The organism is Mycobacterium sp. SMC-16, from assembly GCF_046250085.1.
Classification (GTDB): domain Bacteria; phylum Actinomycetota; class Actinomycetes; order Mycobacteriales; family Mycobacteriaceae; genus Mycobacterium; species Mycobacterium phocaicum.
Window position 1 is genome coordinate 2,417,475 of sequence record NZ_CP176427.1, and the last position, 21,443, is coordinate 2,438,917.

Genomic DNA, 21,443 nt, shown 5'->3' on the forward strand with positions numbered 1-21,443 from the left:
TCTCCAGATTGTGACTGCCCCTCAATCCTCAGCAGCCGCCGGCCGTACCCGGGTCGCCGTCGTTTACGGCGGACGCAGCTCAGAGCACGCCATCTCCTGTGTTTCGGCCGGGAGCATCCTGCGCAACCTGGACCCGGCCCGCTACGAGGTCGTCGCCGTCGGCATCACCCCGGAGGGTTCCTGGGTGCTGGGCGACGGTCGTCCGGAGACCCTCGCCATCACCGACGGCCAGCTGCCGGGTGTCACCGAGGCGTCCGGAACCGCGCTGACGCTGGCCGCCGACCCGAACCGCCGCGGTGAACTGCTGTCGCTGCAGGACGGCGTCGCACAGGTGCTGACGGCGGTCGACGTCGTCTTCCCGGTGCTGCACGGCCCGTACGGCGAGGACGGCACCATCCAGGGCCTGCTGGAACTGGCCGGTGTGCCGTATGTCGGTGCGGGTGTGCTGGCCAGCGCGGCCGGGATGGACAAGGAATTCACCAAGAAGCTGCTGGCCGCCGACGGTCTGCCGATCGGCGACCAGGTGGTGCTGCGGCCGCGCGACGTGACGTTGAGCCTCGACGACCGGGAACGTCTGGGTCTGCCGGTGTTCGTGAAGCCGGCTCGCGGCGGATCGTCCATCGGCGTCAGTCGGGTCGCGTCGTGGGACGAGCTGGATCAGGCCATCGCTTATGCGCGCCAACATGATCCGAAGGTGATCGTCGAAGCCGCGATGCCGGGCCGCGAAGTGGAATGCGGGGTTCTGGAGTACCCGGACGGCCGTGTCGCGGCCAGTGAGCTGGGTGAGATTCGCGTGGGTGGCGGGTTCTACGACTTCGCCACCAAGTACCTCGAGGACGCCGCCGAACTTGACGTGCCCGCCAAGGTCGACGACGAAACCGCCGACGAGATCAGGCAGTTGGCCATCCGGGCGTTCAAAGCGCTGGACTGCCAGGGCCTGGCCCGCGTCGACTTCTTCCTCACCGAGAACGGGCCGGTGATCAACGAGATCAACACCATGCCCGGCTTCACCACCATCTCGATGTACCCGCAGATGTGGGCGGCCAGTGGTGTCGACTACGCCACGCTGCTCAGTGTCATGGTGGACACCGCGGTCGGGCGGGGGACCGGTCTGCGCTAGCGGGCCGGTGCCGGGTCCAGCGGCCGGGGCGGCATCACCTTTTCGATGAGCTCGGAGATGGTCTGGATCGGTGTCGGACCGGAGCCCTGCGGCAGCGTCAGCGCGACGTAGGTGGCCTGCGCCCCGTGGTCGACGGCGTACCACGTGCTGGCCGAGGGGCCGCTGGCTTCGAACCACGACACCGCATTCACCATCTGCAGCGGTGCGCCGACCACGAAATCGTCGGGCCGCTCGACACCGCAGCGCAGCACCACCGTGTCGATACCGGTCGGGCCCAGCCACGCGGCGGCGCCGAGCGGGGCGGGGTCCGCGAGCGTCGCCCGCCGGAAATCGCCCATGGCGTCGGGCAGCGCCGCGAGGAGTGCCCGGCACTGGTCGCTGTCGGCCTGCGGTGCCGGCGCGCCGGCGAGCGGGAGCGCAACGGGCTTGTCCGCAGGCGCCTGCCGCAGTGCCGCATAGGCGAGGAGACCGACGATCGCGGCGACCGCCACGACGACGGCCGCGATGATGGCGCCGCGGGGCGGGCCATCCAGGTCATCGGGTTCGGTCATGACGGCAACTCTAAGCGCCCGTCGCCCTGGGCGGCCGACGGCGGTCGTGCGCCCTAGACTCCACCACCATGAGCAGCGCGGAATCCGGGGAGACCCTGGCGGGGCTCGGCGAGTTCGCGGTGATTGGGCGGATAACCGCCCGCCGCACCCAGCCCGCCGAGGTCGTCGTCGGCCCGGGTGACGATGCCGCGCTACTGACGGCCGCCGACGGCCGGGTCGTGGTGTCGACCGACATGCTGGTCGAGGGCCGGCATTTCCGGCTGGACTGGTCGACACCGCATGACGTGGGCCGCAAGGCAATTGCGCAGAACGCCGCGGACATCGAGGCCATGGGCGGCCGGCCCTACGCGTTCGTCGTCGGCTTCGGGGCACCGGCCCACACCGAGGCCGCGGACGCGCAGCGGTTGTCTGACGGAATGTGGTCGGAGGCAACGAAATTCGGTGCCGGCATCGTGGGCGGCGATCTGGTGGCCGCACCGCAGTGGGTGGTCTCGGTGACGGTGCTGGGTGACCTTGGTGGCCGCCAGCCGGTGCTGCTGTCCGGTGCGCAATCAGGGGACACCGTCGCGGTGATCGGTGACCTGGGCTGGTCGGGTGCCGGATATGCCTTGTGGCGCAAAGGTATCCACGAGTTCGACGAGTTGCGCCGACGGCATCTGGTGCCGCACGTGCGGTACGGACAGGGGGCGGCCGCCGCGGTCGCGGGCGCGACCGCGTTGACGGACGTTTCCGACGGACTGGTCGCCGACCTCGGCCACATCGCATCGGCCTCAGGCGTGGCCGTCGACCTGTCCGTGGCAGCGCTCGAGGCCGACGTGGCGGCGCTGAGGCCGGCGGCCGCGATGGTCGGTGGCGACGCCCGCGACTGGGTGCTCGGCGGCGGTGAGGACCACGTGCTGGTCGGCACTTTCGGCGGCGCACTGCCCGCGGGGTGGCGGGCCATCGGAACCGTCCGGCCCGGCGAACCGCGCGTGACGGTCGACGGCGCGTCATGGCATGGAGCCGGCGGATGGGAATCATTCGGTCAGTAAGGTACTGGCGTGAGCGCCCGACCCCTGCACGACCTGATCGACCCCGGCTGGGCCACGGCCCTGGCACCCGTCGCCCCGCAGATCGCCGCGATGGGTGAATTCCTGCGCGCCGAGAACGCGGCCGGTCACGGCTATCTGCCGGCGGGGGAGAATGTGTTGCGCGCCTTCACCTTCCCCTTCGACGAGGTGCGGGTGCTGATCGTCGGCCAGGACCCCTACCCGACCCCAGGGCATGCGGTCGGGCTGAGTTTCTCGGTGGCGCCCGACGTGCGGCCACTGCCGCGCAGCCTGTCCAACATCTTCACCGAGTACACCGCGGACCTGGGATACGAGCCGCCCAGTTGCGGCGACCTGAGCCCGTGGTCGAAGCAGGGCGTCATGATGCTGAACAGGGTGCTGACGGTCCGGCCGGGCAATCCCGCGTCGCACCGCGGGAAAGGCTGGGAAGCTGTCACCGAATGCGCCATCAATGCCCTGATCGCGCGGCCGCAGCCGCTGGTTGCGGTGTTGTGGGGCCGCGACGCGCAGACCCTCAAGCCCATGCTCACCGGCGAACGCTGCGCGAGCATCGAATCGGTGCACCCGTCACCGTTGTCGGCGTCGCGCGGGTTCTTCGGGTCGCGGCCCTTCAGCCGGGCCAACGAGCTGCTGGCCGGCCTCGGTGCGGACCCGATCGACTGGCGCCTGCCCTAGTGAAGACACACGAAAGCGCTGCACGGGGTTCGTGCAGCGCTCAGGTGTGAAGCTTTCAGTTGTCAGGCGGAATCAATCCGCCCGGCGGTAGCCCAAACTAGCCGCGGGTGACCTTGCCGGCCTTGAGGCAGGAGGTGCAGGCGTTGACGCGCTTGCGGTTGCCGCCCGGACGATCCACGGCACGCACGGTCTGGATGTTCGGATCCCAGCGGCGGTTGGTCCGACGGTGGGAGTGCGAGACGGACATACCGAAGCCCGGTCCCTTTCCGCAGATGTCGCACACGGCGGCCATGAAGAACTCCTCGAAAATCAGTACTTGGGGTCTGAGTCCGACGGCCACAGCGTTGTGCGGCGCGAACAGACAACCTGACCAGGATACCGGGCCGCCCGACGATCACCAAAATGGGTCTGGTGGCTGCTGTTCCAGGGGAGTTGGTCAGGAGATTTGTCGGGGCCTGTGGCTAGGCTGGCGGAGCACTGAGGGTCGAGGGCGGACGCGATGGAGGTCACATGTCAGCTGGCGTGGGTCGCATACCCCGTCCGCTGGATGGGATCGCATTACGTGACTGGGCGCACACCGCGGTCCTGCACCTGATCGCCCACACGGACGAGATCAATCGGCTGAACGTCTATCCCGTCGCCGACTCCGACACCGGCACCAACATGTTGTTCACCATGCGCGCCGCCGCCGCGCAGGCCGACGAGGCCGTGAAGGCGGCGGGCAACGACGTGGTGGCGGTGTCGGCCGCATTGTCGGCGGGGGCGCTGCACGGCGCCCGGGGCAACTCGGGCGTCATCCTGTCGCAGATCCTGCGCGGCGTGGCCGACGTGGTTGCCGAGGCCGCGTTGCAGCGCGGCGAGGACAGGGAGTGCGGCGAGATCACTGCGCCGGAATTCACCGCGGCCCTGCACCACGCCCAGGTGCTGGCCGTCGCGTCGGTCGGGCAGACCGTGCCCGGCACCATCGTCTCGGTGCTGCAGGCGGCCGCATTGGAAGCCGAGAAGCACGACGGCGTGACGGACCTCGCGACCATCGCGGCGACGGTCGCGGATGCCGCCGCGGCAGCGCTCGACCGCACCACCGACCAGCTCGACGTGCTCGCCGAAGCGGGTGTCGTCGACGCCGGCGGGCGCGGTCTGCTGGTCCTGCTCGACGCCCTGACCGCGACACTGTCCGGCGGCTCCCCGCCGCGGCCGCAATACCAACCGGGACACCCGCGGGCAGAGCACGGCCGCGGTGCTCACGACCACCATGATCACCACGAAATCAATGGCACACCACCACAATTCGAGGTGATGTACCTGCTGGGCGACTGCGCCGCCGACAACGTCGAGGTGTTGCGCGCCCGCCTGCTGCGGCTCGGTGAATCGGTTGCCATCGCCGCCGCGAGCGCCGGTGCCCAGTACAGCGTGCACGTGCACGCCGACGACGCCGGCGCCGCGATCGAGGCCGCCCTCGATCTGGGTACCGTCAGCAGGATTCAGGTCACCGCACTGATCGGCGCAGCCGGGGCCCGGCCCTCCGGCGGCTGGAGCCGGGACCGCGCCGTGCTGGCGATCGTCGACGGCGACGGGGCGGGGGAGTTGTTCGGCGGCGAGGGTGCGCACGTGCTGCGGCCCGTCGATGGGCAGCCGGTCAGTGCGCAACAGTTCCTCGCCGGGCTCGTCGGCACCGGCGCCGCGCAGATCATGGTGCTGCCCAACGGTTTTCTGGCCGCCGAGGAATTGGTGGCCGGATGCGCCACGGCCATCAACTGGGGCATGGACGTGGTGCCGGTACCGGCCGGATCCATGGTGCAGGGATTGGCCGCACTGGCGGTGCACGACGCCACCCGGCAGGCCGTCGACGACGGTTACACCATGGCGCGCGCCGCGGCGGGCGCGCGGCACGGATCGGTACGTATCGCCACCGAGGCGGCGCTGACCTGGGCCGGCCGGTGCCGTCCGGGTGACGGACTGGGCATCGCCGGTGACGAGGTGCTGATCGTCGGGCACGACCTGGTCAGTGCCGCGAGCGGGCTGATCGACCTGCTGCTGTCGTCGGGCGGCGAACTGGTCACGGTGCTGACCGGTGCGGGCGTCGGCGCCGAGGTGGGGGTCGCCCTGGCCGAGCATGTGCGCCAGGAGCACCTGGCGGCCGAGTTGGTGACCTATCACACCGGTCACCGCGGCGACGCACTACTGATCGGGGTGGAGTAGCGGTGGTCGCGCTGACCGACTCCTTGGTCCACGTACTGGGCGCGAAATCGGCTGCGCCGCTGGAAGAATTCTTCGGTATCCGTACCGTCAACGACCTGTTGCGGCACTATCCGCGCAAGTACAGCCAGGGTATGACGGTGCTCGGTGAAGACACCGAGCCACCGGAGGAAGGCGACCACGTCACGTTCGTCGACGTCATCACCAAGGCGGAGACGCGCTGGACCAACCGGGCACCCAAGCGCGAATATCTGGTGGTCACCCTCGGCAATCGCAATCCAAAGGTCACCGCGACCTTCTTCAACGCCAAGTTCCTCAAGAAGTCGCTCGTCGAGGGCACCCGGGTGATGCTGTCGGGCGTGGTCGGATTCTATGGGCGCACAATGCAATTGACGCATCCCGCACACCTGGTCCTCGGTTCGGCCGGGGGCCGCACGTTCGGTTCACCGGCGCTGAAGAAGATCGCCGACGCCTCCGAGAAGATGCACGGCGAACTGCAGATGTCGGCGTTCGAGCGGGAGTTCTTCCCGATCTACTCGGCGTGCGCCAAGGTGCAGAGCTGGGACATCTACGCGTGCATCCTGCAGGTGCTCGCGGTGCTGGACCCGATTTCCGACCCGCTGCCGGAATCCATCCGCGTGCAGCGGGGCCTGATCTCCGAGGACCAGGCGCTGCGTGACATCCACCTCGGCGAGCGCGAGGCGGACCGTGAACAGGCCAGGGAGCGGCTGACCTTCGACGAGGCCGCCGGGCTCCAATGGGCGCTGGCCGCCCGTCGGCACGGTACGCAGTCGCAATCCGGTCCACCGGCACCGCCGAGAGAAGACGGTCTGGCGGCCGCCCTGCGTGACCGGTTGCCGTTCGAATTGACCGCGGGCCAGCGTGATGTGCTCGAGGTGCTGTCGACCGAGCTGTCCGAGTCCCGGCCCATGAACCGGATGCTGCAGGGCGAAGTGGGCTCGGGCAAGACCATCGTCTCGCTGCTCGCGATGCTGCAGATGGTCGACGCCGGATACCAATGTGCGCTGCTCGCTCCGACGGAAGTGCTTGCCGTGCAGCATGCGCGGTCGGTTCGCGACGTACTGGGGCCGCTCGCCATGGCGGGCCAGCTCGGTGCCCCGGACGATGCGACATCGGTGGCGCTGCTCACCGGATCCATGACCGCACAGCAGAAACGGCAGGTGCGCGAGGAGGTCTCGAGTGGGCGGGCCGGCATCGTCATCGGCACCCACGCCCTGCTGCAGGACGCCGTGGAGTTCGACCGGCTCGGCATGGTGGTCGTCGACGAGCAGCACCGGTTCGGGGTCGAGCAGCGAGATCGCTTGCGCGCCAAGGCTCCTGAGGGCCTGACGCCGCACCTGCTGGTGATGACGGCCACCCCGATCCCGCGTACGGTCGCGCTGACCGTGTACGGCGATCTGGAGACCTCGACCATGCGGGAGTTGCCGCGGGGCCGGCAGCCGATCGACACCAAGACCATCTTCGTCAGCCAGAAGCCGGCGTGGCTCGACCGCGCGTGGGCCCGCATCCGCGAAGAGGTCCAAGCGGGCCGGCAGGCCTACGTGGTGGCCTCCCGGATCGACGAGAACGACAAGACGAGCGAGAACAAAGAGGCCGGTCCGCCGCCGGTGACGGTCGTCGAGCTGTACGACAAACTGCGCACCGGGCCGCTGCACGGGCTGAAGCTGGGGCTCATGCACGGCCGGCTGCCGGGCGACGAGAAGGACGCCATCATGTCGGCCTTCCGGGCCGGACAGATCGATGTGCTGGTGTGCACCACGGTCATCGAGGTCGGCGTCGACGTGCCCAACTCGACGGTCATGGTGGTGATGGACGCGGACCGCTTCGGCATCAGCCAGCTGCACCAGCTGCGCGGCCGTATCGGCCGTGGCTCACACGCCAGCCTGTGCCTGCTCGCGACGAAGCTGCCGGAGGGATCGAAGGCCGGTGCCCGGCTGCAGGCCGTCGCCGGCACCCTCGATGGTTTCGAACTGGCCGATCTCGACCTGCAGGAGCGCCGCGAGGGCGACGTGCTGGGCCTCAACCAGTCCGGGCGGGCCGGACATCTACGGTTCCTGTCGCTGGCCGACCATCAGGAAGTCATCGAGTCGGCCCGCGCCTTCTGCCAGGCGGCCTACGCGCAGAATCCGGATGATCCGGGCATGTCCGCACTGGCCGCCCAATTCGTCGACACCGACCGCGTCGAGTACCTGGACAAGGCGTGAAACGCCTGCTGTGGCTGGTGGCGGCAGTGGTGCTGGCGGTGGTGGTCGCGATCCAGGTCGGCACGGCAGACGAACCGGCAGCGGTCGCTGATGGCGTCGACGGTGCCGTCGTGCCGACCGTCGCTCCCGGTACCGACATCCTGGCGGGCGTGGCCGTCGTCCCGCGGCGCGTGCGGGATCCGAACTACCGGCGCGCGGCGTTCGGTGAGGCCTGGACCGACGACAACCCGGCGCCCGAGGGCCACAACGGCTGCGACACCCGCAACGACATCCTGAACCGGGATCTCACCGACAAGACTCTCGTGTCGCTCAAGCGCTGCCCGCAGGCGGTGAAGACCGGGGTACTGCGCGATCCCTACACCAACGACACCATCGCGTTCACGCGCGGCAACCAGGTCGGCGCAGCGGTGCAGATCGACCACATCGTGCCGCTCGCACTGGCCTGGGACCTCGGGGCCAGAGACTGGAACGACGAGCTTCGGCTCCGATTCGCCAATGACCCGGCGAATCTGCTCGCGGTGTCCGGGAAATCGAATCAGGACAAAGGCGACAAGCAGCCGTCGGACTGGATGCCGCCGAACCATGGTTTCTGGTGCCAGTACGCCGTGCAGTACGTCGCGGTGTTGCGCGGCTATGGGCTGCCCGTGGACGCGCCGTCGGTGCCCGTCCTGCGCGATGCCGCGGCCACCTGCCCGACGAGCTAGGAGCCGACGTCGTCAGTACACGACGGGCTGTTTGCGTATTCGTTGCCCGACCGACTGATTCCGCACAAAAATGGCGGGGGATCGTTTGCTGTTGCGCGCCGGGGTCGCACAACCGCTAATTCGAGAGCGGTCGGCGCCGAATTGCGCAGATATTGGTTGCCGAGCTACCGCATCTCGGCAACCAATATCTGCTCATATGACCACGGCGAAATGACCGAGAGCGGGGCGACTGAATTTCGGGTCGGAATGCCGTCAATTCAGCAATCGGTCAACAATTCGCCGCAGCCTGATGCCAAATTCGCTCCTGCCTGTTGCGGTATTCGCTAGCGGCGCCCGAAAATGCCACCGATGGTCTTCAGGGTGCCGTTGAGGGCACCGGCGACGGTCTTGGTGGTGCCGTCGAGTGCGCCCGCGGCCGTCTTGGTGGTGTTGTGTAGTCCGCCCGCGACGGTCTTGGTGGTGCCGTCGAGGTCGGCGGCGACGGTCTTGGTGGTCCCGTTGAGGTCGGCGGCCAGGGTTTTGGTGGTGCCGTGGAGGGCACCGGCCACCGTCTTCACCGTGCCGTCGAGTGCGCCAGCGATGCCGCCCACCGGGCTACTCGAGGTGGGAGCATTGGTGTGGCTCGCGACCCCGGACGTCGACGTGTCGGCCTGCGCCGTGCCCGCTCCGAAGGTGAATAGCAATGCGCCCATGCCAATTGTTGCCGCACCCAATAGCAAGCGCTGGGAGACCCGACCAATTGTCGGAGTCGTTAATTGTGACGCGCTCCGGAATGAATGAACCATTTCTCGAACCCCCTGCTCGATGATGTCTGGTGCGTCGGAATAAAGGACGCAATATCAAATTAACGCACCCGGGGTAATAGTGGGATAGTTAACACGAATCAATTGCTGCGAGTTTTTCGGCAATCGGCACACGCGACCCACTGGAAACATCTGTGACACGCGCGCGCCGACGGCCGTCGTACCGACGGGATGCCTACCCAGAATCGTTCGCGCCAAACACAAATGGTCGTCCTCCTCGATGGGAGAACGACCATTTGGTCGGTATCAGTGGTGACCTGAGGCGGCCTCAGATACCGGTGTAGGTGGCGGGGTCCGGACGGTAGCGGGTGCCGTCGTCCAACCCGTTCAGGCTGTCCATGTGCTCGGCGGCGAGTTCGAAGCCGAACACGTCGAGGTTCTCGGCGATGCGCTCCGGCGACGACGAGCGGGGGATCACCGAGTTGCCCAGCTGCAGGCTCCACCGGATCAGCACCTGCGCCGGGGTCTTGCCGTACTCGGCGGCGATGGACTGCACGGTCGGGTGGGTCAGCAGGTTGCCGACGCCCAGCGGGCTGTAGGCCTGCGTGACGATGCCCCGCTCGGCGTGCACGGCGCGCAGCGCGGACTGGTTGAGCAGCGGGTGCAGCTCGATCTGGTTCACCACCGGGCTGACGTAGCTCAGGTCGATGATGGTGGACAGGTCCTCGTCCGTGAAGTTGCAGACGCCGATGGACTTCGCGGTGCCGTCGTTGTGCAGCTTGATGAGGGCGCCCCAGCTGTCCACGTACTTGCTGATGTCGCCGGCGGGCCAGTGGATCATGTACAGGTCCACGTACTCCAGGCCGAGCTTGTCCAGGCTGACCTTGAACGCATCCTGGCCGGCCTGGAAACCCTGGTCGGCGTTGGCCAGCTTGGTCGTCACGAAGATCTCGGCGCGCGGGATGCCCGACGCCGCGATGGCCCGTCCGACTGCCTCCTCGTTGCCATACACGGCAGCGGTGTCGATCAGGCGGATACCCATCTCGAGCGCGGCCGAGACGGCACGCTCGGTGTCGGCGTCCGACAGCTCGGCGACGCCGAGGCCGAGCGCCGGAATCGTGTTGTCGTCGTGGAGCGCCACATTGGGAATCTCTGCGGAGGCCATGTCACCTACCCTGTGAAGTTGAATGTTCGTGGATCCGGGCCCAGGCGGGTGCCGTTGTCGAGGGTCGCGATGGACGCGATGTCCGCCTCGCTCAGCTCGAAATCAAACACGTTGAAATTGCTCGCAATCCGGTCTGGGTTCACCGATTTCGGGATGACGATATTACCCAGTTGTATATGCCACCTAATCAGCACCTGTGCTGGCGTTTTCCCGTGTCGCTCCGCGATGGTGGTCACGGTCGGGTCTTCGAGCAGGGAACCCTGCCCCAGCGGACTCCAGGCCTCGGTGGCGATGCCGTAGCGGGCGTGCGTTTCGCGCAGCTCGGCCTGCGGCAGCCGCGGATGCAGTTCGATCTGGTTCACCGCGGGCACGATCCCGGTGGCGTCGATGAGCAGTTTGAGGTGCTCCGGCTCGAAGTTGCTGACGCCGATCGAGCGGATCCGGCCCTGGTCACGCAGGTGGGCGAAGGCCTTGAAGGTGTCGATGAACAGGTTCTGCGCGGGCGTCGGCCAGTGGATCAGGTAGAGATCGAGGTAGTCGAGCCCCAGTCGCGCCATGCTCGCGTCGAACGCAGCGAGGGTCTTCTCGTAGCCCTGCTCGGAGTTCCAGAGCTTGGTGACGGCGAAGACGTCTTCACGCGGGACACCGGAGGCGGCGATGGCCCGGCCGACGCCGTCTTCGTTGCCGTAGGCCGCGGCGGTGTCGATATGGCGATATCCGGCGTGCAATGCTGCACTGACGGCGCGTTCGGTGTCCTCGGCCGGTGTCTGCCACACCCCGAGACCCACCACCGGAATGGACGTACCGTCGTTGAGCGTCAGTGTTGGACTCGGAGCACCTGAAGGATCAGCCATGACCATGAGCATGCCAGGCGACGCTGTGCCGGCGGCAGCGACAACCGACGCCGAACTGGTCGTCCGGCCGGAGCATCCGGCCGCGGGACGCCCCAGCCGGCTGCGCCTGGCGGTGCTGACTCGGGTCGGCGGCGTCGCGCTCCGCATCCTGCCCAAGATTCCCGATCGGCTGAAGCGCGTGTTGCTCGGTGGCCGCCGCGTCACCATCGACGGCAACACGCTCGACACCACCCTGCAGCTGATGCTGACGGCGCAGAACGCCAGCGGCGCCGGCGGCCTGGTCGCCAGCAGCGACGTCAACGTCGCGCGGGCCCAGCTGATGACGCTGTCGCAGTACCTCGACCCGGCCATTGCCGTGACGACGACGGACTTCACCGTCCCCGGCCCGGTCGAACCGCTGCGCGCCCGGCACTACCAGCCCGACGGCACCGGCCCCGCCCCGCTGCTCGTCTTCTTCCACGGCGGCGGGTTCGTCGTCGGCGGTATCGAGTCGCACGACGGGCTGTGCCGTCTGATCAGCCGGGACGCCGGAGTGCACGTCGTGTCCGTCGAGTACCGGCTGGCCCCCGAGCACCCGGCTCCGGCCGCCTCCGACGACTGCTATGCCACCTATCTCTGGTGTATGGAGAACGCGGCGCGGCTGGGCGCCGATCCGGCGAAGATCGCCGTCGGCGGCGACAGCGCCGGCGGCAACCTGGCGGCCGTCGTCTCGCAGCTGGCCCGCGACAACCACAAGCCGCTGCCGGCGCTGCAGTTGCTGATCTATCCGGTCACCAATTTCGCAGGGGATACGCGGTCGAAGGTGCTGTTCGCCGACGGCTACTTCCTCAGCAAGATCGACATGGACTGGTTCCGGGCGAATTACCTCGCCGAATCGGCGCTCGATCCGTCGGACCCGCGGGTGTCCCCGCTGCTGGCCGAGGATCTGTCGGGCCTGCCGCCCGCGCTCGTGCTCACCGGTGGGTTCGATCCGCTGCGCGACGAAGGCGATGCGTACGCGGCGGCACTGGCCGCCGCCGGTGTGCCGGTGGACCACCGCAAGTACGGGTCGCTGATCCACGCCTTCGCGAATTTCTTCCCGCTCGGCGGCGACAGCGCGGACGCGACCGCGGACTTCATATCTGCCTTCCGGGCGCACCTCACCCGCTGAGGCACGGGTCCGGCCGACTTCGGGGACGACGTCGGTACCCTTGACGCCGTGCCGTCGAAATCGTCGAAGTCATCGAAGAACGCCAGCTACGACCTGAAGGCCGCGGACCGCAAGCGCGACTGGGTGGTCAAGGGCGGGCTGACCGCGCTTGTCATCATCTTCGCGGTGGTGCTGGTGGCGTACATCGTCATGAACGGCAAGCCCAAGGCCGATCCGCACAAAGTGCAGGCGGTCCAGATCGCGGCGAGCAACGTCGTCACCAACCCCGGCACCAAGGATCCCAAGGTCACCCTGACGATCTACGAGGACTTCCTCTGCCCGGTCTGCGGCGTCTTCGAGAAGACCTACGGCCCGACCATCGCCAAGCTGATCGACAACGGTGACATCGCCGTCGACTACAACATCGTCTCGATCATCGGCCGCGGCGACCCGAAGTCGTACTCGACGCGCGCCGGCGCCATGGCGTACTGCGTCGCCGACGAGGACAAGGCCGCGTTCCGGCGCTTCCACGAAGCGCTGTACAAGAACCAGCCCGAGGAGACGGCGGCGTCGTTCCCCGACAACGCCAAGCTGCTGGAGTACGCGCGCCAGTCCGGTGTCGCCGTCGGCCCCAATGATCCGCTCAGCAAGTGCGTCGAGAACGGCGTCTACACCGAGATGGTCAACAACATGGCCCGCAACGCCGAGATTCAGGGCACCCCGACCATCAAGATCAACGGCACCGAGACCAGCCTCGTCCCGAACGGTGATCCGAACAGCCTGATCGAGAAGATCAAGGCCATCGCGCCGGATCTGCCGAACCTGCCGGCGGCACCGGCGGCCCCGGCCGCTCCGGCACCTGGTGCCCCGGCGCCGCAGCCCGCTCCGGCACCGCACCCGTGACCGACGTCGACACCTCGCAGCGGCAGGCGGGGGTGGCGGTCAGCCGCCCCGCCGCCGTCTGGGTTCTGCTCGCCGGCATCATCGGCGGGGTCGCCGCGTTCGTACTGACGGTCGAGAAGGTTCGGCAACTGCAGAACCCGTCGTACGTCCCCTCCTGCAGCATCAACCCCGTGCTGTCCTGCGGGTCGGTGATGCTGACCAAACAGGCATCGCTGTTCGGCTTTCCCAACCCGCTCCTGGGCATCGCCGCCTTCAGCGTGGTGATCGTGACGGGTGTGCTCGCCGTGGCGGGCGTTCGGCTGCCGCGGTGGTACTGGGTGGGCCTGGCCGGTGGCACGCTGCTGGGCGCGGTGTTCGTGCACTGGCTGATCTACCAGAGCCTGTACGAGATCGGCGCCCTGTGCCCGTACTGCATGGTGGTCTGGGTCGTCACCATGGCGCTGCTGGTCGTGGTCGCGTCAATTGCGTTGCGGCCCTTGGCCGGCGGCAACAAAGTGGTGGACGCCCTGTACCAGTGGCGGTGGCCGCTGTACGCCGTGTGGATCACCGCGATCGCGTTGCTGATCCTTGATCGATTCTGGAGTTATTGGTCCACCCTGATCTAGCGCGCCAGCTTGCCGTACCCGTTAGGGTCACTGGGTGATTTCCAAACTCCTGGTGGCCAATCGCGGCGAGATCGCGATCCGGGCCTTTCGCGCAGCCAACGAACTGGGTATCGCCACTGTCGCGGTGTACCCGTTCGAGGATCGCAACTCGCTGCATCGGCTCAAGGCCGACGAGTCGTACCAGATCGGCGAGAAGGGCCATCCGGTACGCGCGTACCTGAACGTCGAGGACATCGTCGCCACCGCGCTGGCGTGCGGCGCCGACGCGATCTACCCGGGGTATGGCTTCCTTTCGGAGAATCCTGAACTCGCGGCCGCGTGCGCCGCCGCCGGCATCACCTTCGTCGGACCGAGCTCCGACATTCTCGAACTGACCGGCAACAAGGCGCGGGCCATCGAATCGGCGCGCGCCGCCGGGCTGCCCGTGCTGGCGTCGTCGGAGCCGTCGTCGTCGGTCGACGAGCTCCTCGCGGCAGCCGAGCAGATGCAGTTCCCGCTGTTCGTCAAGGCCGTCGCCGGTGGTGGCGGCCGCGGCATGCGCCGCGTGGCCGACCCGGCCGACCTGCGCGAGGCCATCGAAGCCGCGTCGCGCGAAGCCGACTCGGCCTTCGGTGACCCGACGGTGTTCCTGGAGCAGGCCGTCGTGAACCCGCGGCACATCGAGGTGCAGATCCTCGCCGACACCTACGGCAACGTCATGCACCTCTTCGAGCGCGACTGCAGCGTCCAGCGCCGGCACCAGAAGGTCATCGAGCTGGCGCCCGCGCCGAACCTGGACCCCGAACTGCGGACGCGGATGTGCGCCGACGCCGTGGCCTTCGCCCGGCAGATCGGCTACACGTGCGCGGGCACCGTCGAATTCCTCGTCGACGAGCGCGGCCAGCACGTGTTCATCGAGATGAACCCGCGCATCCAGGTCGAGCACACCGTCACCGAGGAGATCACCGCTGTCGACCTGGTTGCGTCGCAGTTGTGTATCGCCTCCGGTTCGTCGCTCGAGGAGCTGGGTCTGAGCCAGGAGACCATGCAGGCCCGCGGCGCCGCGCTGCAGTGCCGCATCACCACCGAGGACCCGGCCAACGGCTTCCGCCCCGACACCGGCCGCATCACCGCCTACCGCACCCCGGGCGGCGCCGGCATCCGGCTCGACGGCGGCACCAACCTGGGCGCCGAGGTATCGGCCCACTTCGACTCCATGCTGGTCAAATTGACCTGTCGCGGAAGGGATTTGACCACAGCGGTGGCCCGTGCCAAGCGCGCGCTGGCCGAGTTCCGCATCCGCGGCGTATCCACCAACATCCCGTTCCTGCAGGCGGTGCTCGACGACCCCGACTTCGTCGCCGGCAAGGTGACGACGTCGTTCATCGACGAACGTCCGCAGCTGCTGACCGCGCGCAGCAGCGCCGACCGCGGCACCAAAATCCTCAACTACCTGGCCGATGTCACGGTCAACCAGCCGCACGGGCCGCGCCCGTCGGCGGTGTACCCGCGCGACAAGCTGCCCGCCGTCGACCTGAAGGCGGCGCCGCCCGCGGGGTCGAAGCAGCGCCTGGACGAACTGGGACCGGAGGGGTTCGCGCGCTGGCTGCGTGACGCCCCGGCCGTCGGCGTCACCGACACCACCTTCCGTGACGCCCACCAGTCACTGCTGGCGACCCGCGTGCGGTCCACCGGCCTGTTGGAGATCGCCCCGTACATCGCCCGGTCGACGCCGCAGCTGCTGTCGGTCGAGTGTTGGGGTGGCGCCACTTACGATGTGGGCCTTCGCTTCTTGAAGGAAGATCCGTGGGAGCGCCTGGCCGCACTGCGTGAGGCGCTGCCCAACATCTGTCTGCAGATGCTGCTGCGTGGTCGCAACACCGTCGGCTACACGCCGTATCCGGAGCTGGTGACGTCGGCGTTCGTCGAAGAGGCCACGGCGACCGGTATCGACATCTTCCGGATCTTCGACGCGCTCAACAACGTGTCGTCCATGCGCCCCGCCATCGAGGCGGTGCGCGAAACCGGTTCGGCGGTGGCCGAAGTCGCGATGTCCTACACCGGCGACCTGATGAATCCCGGCGAGAAGATCTACACGCTGGACTACTGGCTCAATCTCGCCGACGAGATCGTCGAAGCCGGTGCGCATGTGCTGGCCATCAAGGACATGGCCGGCCTGCTGCGGCCACCGGCCGCGGCAAAACTGGTGTCGGCGTTGAAGTCTCGCTTCGACCTGCCCGTGCATGTGCACACCCACGACACCCCGGGTGGGCAGCTGGCGACCTACATGGCCGCCTGGCAGGCCGGCGCCGACGCGGTCGACGGTGCCTCGGCGCCGCTGGCCGGCACCACCAGCCAGCCCGCGCTCTCGTCCATCGTCGCGGCGGCCGCACACACGCAGTACGACACCGGACTGTCGCTGGAGGCCGTGTGCGACCTGGAGCCGTACTGGGAGGCGCTGCGCCGCGTCTACGCGCCGTTCGAGTCCGGCCTGCCGGCGCCGACCGGACGCGTCTACACCCACGAAATCCCCGGCGGTCAGCTGAGCAACCTGCGCCAGCAGGCGATCGCGCTGGGCCTGGGGGACCGGTTCGAGGAGATCGAGAACGCGTACGCCGGCGCCGACCGCGTCCTGGGCCGGCTGGTGAAGGTCACGCCGTCGAGCAAGGTGGTCGGTGACCTGGCCCTGTCTCTGGTCGGTGCCCACGTCACCGCCGATGATTTCGCGACCGACCCGTCGCGCTACGACATCCCGGACAGCGTCATCGGATTCCTGCGCGGCGAACTGGGCGACCCGCCCGGCGGCTGGCCGGAGCCGTTGCGCAGCAAGGCCTTGGAGGGCCGCGGCCCGGCCCGGCCGGAGCAGCAGCTGACCGCGGAGGACGAGGCCCAGCTGGCCACCCCGGGCCCCGTGCGCCAGGGTGCCCTGAACCGGTTGCTGTTCCCCGGTCCGACGAAGGAGTTCCTGGCGCACCGCGAGGAGTACGGCGACACCTCGCGGCTCAGCGCCAACCAGTTCTTCTACGGCCTGCGCCGTGGCGAAGAGCACCGCGTGCAGCTGGAGAAGGGTGTCGAGCTGCTCATCGGCCTGGAAGCGGTGTCCGAGCCCGACGAGCGCGGTATGCGTACCGTGCTGTGCCTGATCAACGGGCAGCTGCGCCCGGTGCTGGTGCGCGACCGCGCCATCGCCGCGGACGTGCCGGCCGCCGAGAAGGCCGACCGCACCAACCCCGACCACGTCGCGGCCCCGTTCGCGGGTGTCGTCACGGTCGGCGTCGCGGTCGGTGACCAGGTGGACGCGGGCCAGACCATCGCCACCATCGAGGCCATGAAGATGGAGGCGGCCATCACCGCGCCCAAGGCCGGTACCGTCGCGCGGATCGCCGTCACCCCCACCGCGGGTGTGGAAGGTGGCGATCTGCTCGTGGTGATCAGCTGACCCGGATCATCGGCGGCCGCCACGGCGGCCGCCGGATCTCGGTGCCCGCCAAAGGGACCCGGCCGACGACAGATCGGGTCCGCGAGTCGCTGTTCAACGTGCTGGCGGCCCGGGTGGACTTCGAGGGGGCCCGGGTCCTCGACCTGTACGCCGGGTCGGGAGCGCTCGGGCTGGAGGCGCTGTCGCGCGGTGCCGCGTCGGCGCTGTTCGTGGAGGCGGACCGGCGCGCCGCGGCCGTGATCTCGCGGAACATCGCCGAGCTCGGGGTGGACGGCGCCGTCGTGCGATGCGGTACGGCGTCCGGTGTGGCGGCGACGACGGCGCCGCGGCCGGTGGATCTGGTGTTCGCGGACCCGCCGTACGACGTACCGGCCGCTGATGTGGAAGCCGTTGTGGGGCAGCTCGTTTCGGGTGGTTGGCTGGCCGAGGGCGCCGTCGCGGTGATCGAGCGCCCGGCGTCCGGCCCGGCCCTCGTCTGGCCGGACGGCTGGACCGTGCTGCGCGAGCGGCGGTACGGCGACACCCGGCTGGAAATGGCGGAGTGGGCAGGCTGAGCACTGGCATTGCCCGGGCCTTGTACCGTCTTGGGCTATGAGCGGTGCGGTCTGCCCGGGATCCTTCGATCCGATAACCCTTGGTCACCTCGATGTCTTCGAGCGGGCAGCGGCCCAGTTCGACGAGGTGGTGGTGGCGGTGCTGGTGAACCCCAACAAGAAGGGCATGTTCACCGCGGAGGAACGCATCGCGATGATCAGCGAGGCGACGTCGCATTTGCCGAACCTGCGGGCCGAGGCCGGCTCCGGGCTCGTCGTCGACTTCGCCCGGGCGCGCGGGCTGACGGCCATCGTCAAGGGTCTGCGCACCGGCACGGACTTCGAATACGAGCTTCAGATGGCGCAGATGAACCGGCACGTCGCCGGCGTCGACACCTTCTTCGTCGCGACCAAGCCGCAATTCTCGTTCGTGTCGTCGTCGTTGGCCAAGGAGGTCGCGGCCCTCGGCGGCGACGTCACCGACCTGCTGCCGCCGGTCGTGAACAAGCGGCTCCAGGCCAAGCTGGCCGGATAGGTCGCGACACACCGGCCCGCAAAGCCGAGTCACACGAGTAACAACAGGCACACTGGTAACAACCAACTACGCCTGGAGGATGTTGCCGTGTACCGAGTATTTGAGGCGCTGGACGAGCTCGGCGCGATCGTGGAAGAGGCACGCGGAGTGCCCATGACCGCGGGCTGCATGGTGCCGCGGGGCGATGTCCTGGAACTTCTCGACGACATCAAGGACGCCATCCCGGGCGAGCTGGACGACGCCCAGGATGTCCTGGACGCCCGCGACGGAATGCTGCGTGAGGCCAAGCAGCACGCCGACTCGATGGTGTCGTCGGCCACGGCCGAGGCGGATTCGCTGGTCAACCACGCCCGCGCGGAAGCGGACCGGCTGTTGGCCGACGCGAAGGCGCAGGCCGACCGCATGGTCTCCGAGGCGCGTGCGCACAGCGAGCGCATGGTCGTCGAGGCTCGCGAAGAGGCCAATCGGATCGCCAGTACCGCCAAGCGGGAGTACGAGGCCAGCACCAACCGGGCCAAGGCCGAGGTGGACCGGCTGTTGGAGAGCGGCAACCTGTCCTACGAGAAGGCCGTGCAGGAAGGCATCAAGGAGCAGCAGCGCCTGGTGTCGGAGACCGAGGTGGTTCAGACCGCCCACGCCGAGGCCACCCGCATGATCGATTCGGCGCACGCCGAGGCCGACCGCCTGCGCGGCGAGTGCGACATCTACGTGGACACCAAGCTCGCCGAGTTCGAGGAGCACCTCCAGGGCACACTGCGCTCGGTCAGCCGGGGCCGGCACCAGCTGCGTACCGCCGCCGGCACGCACGACTACGCCCAGCGCTGAATCGCTTGGCGGGAATGGCGTCCGGTCGACGATCGGCGCCGACGTAAGATTGAGCAATGCCTGGCCCGAGTCCGCTGACCATTGACATTGCGCGATTGGGCCGTCGGCCCGGGTCGATGATGACGCACGTCGAAACCGTGCCCAGTCCCGAGCGGATCGGCCTGGATCTGATGGCGATCGCGGCCGGGGCGCCGATCGACCTCGACCTGCAACTGCAGTCGGTGTCCGAGGGCGTGCTGGTGACGGGGTCGGTGTCCGCGCCGACCACCGGTGAGTGCTCGCGGTGCCTCAACCCGCTGTCGGGGCACGTCACCGTCGACCTCACCGAGCTGTTCGCGTATCCCGACAGCACGACCGAGGCCACCACCGAGGAGGACGAGGTCGGCCACGTCGTCGATGACGCCGTCGACCTCGAGCAGTCGATCATCGACGAGGTCGGGCTGACGCTGCCGTTCTCGCCGTTGTGCACCCCGGACTGCCCGGGACTGTGCCCGGATTGCGGGGTACGCCTGCTCGACGCCGAACCGGACCACCACCACGACAAGATCGACCCGCGGTGGGCGAAGTTGTCGGCGCTGCTGCCCGACACCCCCGATACCGACGGGGCTTCGTCGGAGGGCGGTTCGTGACGGTAGATCGTGCGCCGCTGCTGGCAGCGCTGGGCGTGCAGTTGCCCGACGATCTGCTGACCGTGGCACTGACCCACCGCAGCTACGCCTACGAGAACGGCGGTCTGCCGACCAACGAGCGGCTGGAGTTCCTGGGCGACGCCGTGCTCGGATTGGTGATCACCGCCGAGATTTTCCGCCGCTACCCGGACCGCAGCGAAGGCGAGCTGGCCAAGCTCAAATCCGCGGTCGTGAACACCCAGGCGCTGGCCGAGATCGCACGCACCCTCACCCCTGACGGACTCGGCAGCTATCTGCTGCTGGGCCGCGGCGAGATGGCCAGCGGCGGTGCGCAGAAGGCCAACCTGCTGGCCGACGGACTCGAATCACTGCTCGGTGCAACGTATGTCGAGCACGGCCACGAGGTGGCCCAGACCGTGGTGATGGGGCTGTTCAGCGCCGCGCTCGACACCGCGGCGAGCCTCGGGGCGGGCCTGGACTGGAAAACCAGCCTGCAGGAACTGTCCGCGGCCCGCCGGATCGGCGTCCCGTCCTACGTCGTGACGTCCACCGGACCGGAGCACGACAAGGAGTTCACCGCGCGCGCGATGGTTGGCGGCATCGACTACGGCGAAGGCATCGGTCGCACGAAGAAGGAAGCCGAACAGCACGCCGCCGCGGCGGCCTACCAGGCGCTGGAGGCCAGCCCCGAAGTCGACCCTGACGCCGACGCCGTCAGCAATGCCTGAACTTCCCGAAGTCGAGGTCGTCCGCCGGGGCCTCGAATCACACGTCGTGGCAAAGGGTTTCACGACCGTGCGGGTGTTGCACCCGCGCGCGGTACGACGGCACGACAACGGTCCCGCGGATCTGGCCGGCCGGCTGGCCGGACGCCGGATCACCGGAACGGGCCGCCGCGGCAAGTACCTGTGGCTGACCCTCGACGGTGACGAGGCGCTGGTGGTACACCTGGGCATGAGCGGCCAGATGCTGATCGGGCCACCGGCCCGGCCGTCGCACCTGCGCATCGCGGCCGTGCTCGACGACGGCACCGAGCTGAGTTTCGTCGACCAACGGACTTTCGGTGGTTGGCAGGTCTGCGACCTGGTCGAGGTCGACGGCAGCGTCGTGCCCGTGCCGGTGGCGCATATCGCCCGCGACCCGCTGGATCCCGCATTCGATCCGGACGCCGTGGTGAATGTCTTGCGGCGCAAGGACTCCGAGATCAAACGTCAGCTGCTGGACCAAACCGTGGTGTCCGGTGTCGGCAACATCTACGCCGACGAATCGCTGTGGCGGGCGCAGGTCAACGGGTTCCGCCCGGCGTCGGCGCTGGCTCGGCGCCGGCTCGGGGAACTCCTCGTCCACGCGGCAGACGTGATGAATTCGGCTCTCGCGCAAGGCGGCACGTCGTTCGACTCGCTGTATGTCAACGTCAACGGCGAGTCCGGGTACTTCGACCGGTCTCTGGACGCCTACGGCCAGGAAGGGGAGCCGTGCCGCCGCTGTGGCACGGCGATCCGGCGGGAGAAGTTCATGAACCGGTCGTCGTACTACTGCCCGAAATGCCAACCGCGGCCACGCATCCCGCGCCCGATCTGACGG

At 68.5% G+C, this 21,443-nt stretch carries 21 protein-coding genes; 16 read left to right on the top strand and 5 right to left on the bottom strand.

Going from position 1 to position 21,443, the window contains the following annotated elements:
* Positions 1-10: 10 nt before the first annotated feature.
* A complete protein-coding gene (locus tag ACJEIK_RS11670) occupies positions 11-1,120 on the top strand; it encodes a D-alanine--D-alanine ligase family protein (RefSeq protein ID WP_267325663.1) in 1,110 nt (369 codons plus the stop codon).
* On the opposite strand, the gene ACJEIK_RS11675 is transcribed toward ACJEIK_RS11670, so the two are convergent.
* Complete coding sequence (locus ACJEIK_RS11675) at positions 1,117-1,671, bottom strand: DUF3515 domain-containing protein (RefSeq protein WP_060999584.1); 555 nt, start codon at positions 1,669-1,671, stop codon at positions 1,117-1,119. The genes ACJEIK_RS11670 and ACJEIK_RS11675 overlap by 4 nt on opposite strands.
* Before the next feature lie 68 nt (positions 1,672-1,739).
* Here ACJEIK_RS11675 and ACJEIK_RS11680 point away from each other — a divergent pair, with 68 nt between their 5' ends.
* Together ACJEIK_RS11680 and ACJEIK_RS11685 are read left to right on the top strand one after the other, a co-directional pair.
* Positions 1,740-2,702, top strand: coding sequence for a thiamine-phosphate kinase (locus tag ACJEIK_RS11680; RefSeq protein ID WP_406804812.1), 963 nt, complete (start codon positions 1,740-1,742; stop codon positions 2,700-2,702).
* 9 nt (positions 2,703-2,711) lie between these two features.
* Positions 2,712-3,395: a uracil-DNA glycosylase gene (locus tag ACJEIK_RS11685; protein ID WP_060999581.1), complete on the top strand. Its 684-nt coding sequence runs from the start codon at positions 2,712-2,714 to the stop codon at positions 3,393-3,395.
* Between the two features lie 97 nt (positions 3,396-3,492).
* On the opposite strand, the gene rpmB is transcribed toward ACJEIK_RS11685, so the two are convergent.
* Complete coding sequence (rpmB, locus tag ACJEIK_RS11690; RefSeq protein WP_029105766.1) at positions 3,493-3,687, bottom strand: 50S ribosomal protein L28; 195 nt, start codon at positions 3,685-3,687, stop codon at positions 3,493-3,495.
* A 218-nt stretch (positions 3,688-3,905) separates the two neighbouring features.
* Between rpmB and ACJEIK_RS11695 the strand changes: the two genes are divergently transcribed.
* Genes ACJEIK_RS11695 through ACJEIK_RS11705 form a run of 3 tightly spaced genes read left to right on the top strand, consistent with a single transcriptional unit; the run spans position 3,906 to position 8,520 of the window.
* Positions 3,906-5,594, top strand: a complete 1,689-nt coding sequence (locus tag ACJEIK_RS11695) for a DAK2 domain-containing protein (RefSeq protein ID WP_064860453.1) — start codon at positions 3,906-3,908, stop codon at positions 5,592-5,594.
* A 2-nt stretch (positions 5,595-5,596) separates the two neighbouring features.
* On the top strand, positions 5,597-7,816 hold the full coding sequence (gene recG / locus ACJEIK_RS11700; protein WP_064860452.1) for an ATP-dependent DNA helicase RecG: 2,220 nt from the start codon (positions 5,597-5,599) through the stop codon (positions 7,814-7,816).
* On the top strand, positions 7,813-8,520 hold the full coding sequence (locus ACJEIK_RS11705; RefSeq protein WP_406804813.1) for an HNH endonuclease family protein: 708 nt from the start codon (positions 7,813-7,815) through the stop codon (positions 8,518-8,520). Before recG ends, ACJEIK_RS11705 begins: the two co-directional genes overlap by 4 nt.
* Positions 8,521-8,843: 323 nt before the next feature.
* Here the strand turns inward: ACJEIK_RS11705 and ACJEIK_RS11710 are convergent, their stop codons facing one another.
* The 3 genes from ACJEIK_RS11710 to ACJEIK_RS11720 all read right to left on the bottom strand — a co-directional run bounded on the left by ACJEIK_RS11710 (position 8,844) and on the right by ACJEIK_RS11720 (position 11,288).
* The gene (locus ACJEIK_RS11710; protein ID WP_409431505.1) at positions 8,844-9,212 is read right to left on the bottom strand and encodes a hypothetical protein; all 369 of its coding nucleotides are present in this window, start codon (positions 9,210-9,212) and stop codon (positions 8,844-8,846) included.
* Positions 9,213-9,591: 379 nt separating this feature from the next.
* On the bottom strand, positions 9,592-10,428 hold the full coding sequence (locus ACJEIK_RS11715) for an aldo/keto reductase (RefSeq protein WP_061001508.1): 837 nt from the start codon (positions 10,426-10,428) through the stop codon (positions 9,592-9,594).
* A gap of 5 nt (positions 10,429-10,433) precedes the next feature.
* Positions 10,434-11,288 (bottom strand): aldo/keto reductase, encoded by an 855-nt coding sequence (locus ACJEIK_RS11720; RefSeq protein WP_409431686.1) that lies wholly within the window; start codon positions 11,286-11,288, stop codon positions 10,434-10,436.
* On the opposite strand from ACJEIK_RS11720, the gene ACJEIK_RS11725 reads away from it, so the two are divergent.
* The 10 genes from ACJEIK_RS11725 to mutM all read left to right on the top strand — a co-directional run bounded on the left by ACJEIK_RS11725 (position 11,281) and on the right by mutM (position 21,440).
* Positions 11,281-12,432, top strand: a complete 1,152-nt coding sequence (locus tag ACJEIK_RS11725; RefSeq protein WP_409431506.1) for an alpha/beta hydrolase — start codon at positions 11,281-11,283, stop codon at positions 12,430-12,432. The genes ACJEIK_RS11720 and ACJEIK_RS11725 overlap by 8 nt on opposite strands.
* A 48-nt stretch (positions 12,433-12,480) precedes the next feature.
* Positions 12,481-13,314: a DsbA family protein gene (locus ACJEIK_RS11730; protein ID WP_409431507.1), complete on the top strand. Its 834-nt coding sequence runs from the start codon at positions 12,481-12,483 to the stop codon at positions 13,312-13,314.
* A complete protein-coding gene (locus tag ACJEIK_RS11735) occupies positions 13,311-13,919 on the top strand; it encodes a vitamin K epoxide reductase family protein (protein ID WP_409431508.1) in 609 nt (202 codons plus the stop codon). The genes ACJEIK_RS11730 and ACJEIK_RS11735 overlap by 4 nt, the downstream gene beginning before the upstream one ends.
* A gap of 34 nt (positions 13,920-13,953) precedes the next feature.
* Positions 13,954-17,337: a pyruvate carboxylase gene (locus ACJEIK_RS11740; protein WP_409431509.1), complete on the top strand. Its 3,384-nt coding sequence runs from the start codon at positions 13,954-13,956 to the stop codon at positions 17,335-17,337.
* Positions 17,334-17,891 carry a 16S rRNA (guanine(966)-N(2))-methyltransferase RsmD gene (rsmD, locus tag ACJEIK_RS11745; protein WP_409431687.1) on the top strand — a complete coding sequence of 186 codons (558 nt, stop codon included), beginning with the start codon at positions 17,334-17,336 and terminating at the stop codon, positions 17,889-17,891. Before ACJEIK_RS11740 ends, rsmD begins: the two co-directional genes overlap by 4 nt.
* Positions 17,892-17,928: 37 nt before the next feature.
* Positions 17,929-18,405: a pantetheine-phosphate adenylyltransferase gene (gene coaD, locus ACJEIK_RS11750; protein WP_064860444.1), complete on the top strand. Its 477-nt coding sequence runs from the start codon at positions 17,929-17,931 to the stop codon at positions 18,403-18,405.
* A gap of 87 nt (positions 18,406-18,492) precedes the next feature.
* Positions 18,493-19,230 (top strand): cell division protein SepIVA, encoded by a 738-nt coding sequence (sepIVA, locus tag ACJEIK_RS11755; RefSeq protein ID WP_020103794.1) that lies wholly within the window; start codon positions 18,493-18,495, stop codon positions 19,228-19,230.
* A 56-nt stretch (positions 19,231-19,286) separates the two neighbouring features.
* Positions 19,287-19,859, top strand: a complete 573-nt coding sequence (locus ACJEIK_RS11760) for a DUF177 domain-containing protein (protein ID WP_204158314.1) — start codon at positions 19,287-19,289, stop codon at positions 19,857-19,859.
* Positions 19,856-20,587 (top strand): ribonuclease III, encoded by a 732-nt coding sequence (gene rnc / locus ACJEIK_RS11765; protein ID WP_061010226.1) that lies wholly within the window; start codon positions 19,856-19,858, stop codon positions 20,585-20,587. The genes ACJEIK_RS11760 and rnc overlap by 4 nt, the downstream gene beginning before the upstream one ends.
* Positions 20,580-21,440: a bifunctional DNA-formamidopyrimidine glycosylase/DNA-(apurinic or apyrimidinic site) lyase gene (mutM, locus tag ACJEIK_RS11770; RefSeq protein WP_020103791.1), complete on the top strand. Its 861-nt coding sequence runs from the start codon at positions 20,580-20,582 to the stop codon at positions 21,438-21,440. Before rnc ends, mutM begins: the two co-directional genes overlap by 8 nt.
* The last annotated feature ends 3 nt before the right edge of the window (positions 21,441-21,443 follow it).

Excerpts from the sequence above, each read along its gene's own strand:
- ACJEIK_RS11675 (WP_060999584.1), bottom strand. The coding sequence starts at position 1,671 with ATGACCGAACCCGATGACCTGGATGGCCCGCCCCGCGGCGCCATCATC.
- ACJEIK_RS11680 (WP_406804812.1), top strand. The coding sequence starts at position 1,740 with ATGAGCAGCGCGGAATCCGGGGAGACCCTGGCGGGGCTCGGCGAGTTC.
- rpmB (WP_029105766.1), bottom strand. The coding sequence starts at position 3,687 with ATGGCCGCCGTGTGCGACATCTGCGGAAAGGGACCGGGCTTCGGTATG.
- ACJEIK_RS11695 (WP_064860453.1), top strand. The coding sequence starts at position 3,906 with ATGTCAGCTGGCGTGGGTCGCATACCCCGTCCGCTGGATGGGATCGCA.
- ACJEIK_RS11710 (WP_409431505.1), bottom strand. The coding sequence starts at position 9,212 with ATGGGCGCATTGCTATTCACCTTCGGAGCGGGCACGGCGCAGGCCGAC.
- ACJEIK_RS11715 (WP_061001508.1), bottom strand. The coding sequence starts at position 10,428 with ATGGCCTCCGCAGAGATTCCCAATGTGGCGCTCCACGACGACAACACG.
- ACJEIK_RS11725 (WP_409431506.1), top strand. The coding sequence starts at position 11,281 with ATGACCATGAGCATGCCAGGCGACGCTGTGCCGGCGGCAGCGACAACC.
- ACJEIK_RS11720 (WP_409431686.1), bottom strand. The coding sequence starts at position 11,288 with ATGGTCATGGCTGATCCTTCAGGTGCTCCGAGTCCAACACTGACGCTC.
- coaD (WP_064860444.1), top strand. The coding sequence starts at position 17,929 with ATGAGCGGTGCGGTCTGCCCGGGATCCTTCGATCCGATAACCCTTGGT.
- ACJEIK_RS11760 (WP_204158314.1), top strand. The coding sequence starts at position 19,287 with ATGCCTGGCCCGAGTCCGCTGACCATTGACATTGCGCGATTGGGCCGT.
- mutM (WP_020103791.1), top strand. The coding sequence starts at position 20,580 with ATGCCTGAACTTCCCGAAGTCGAGGTCGTCCGCCGGGGCCTCGAATCA.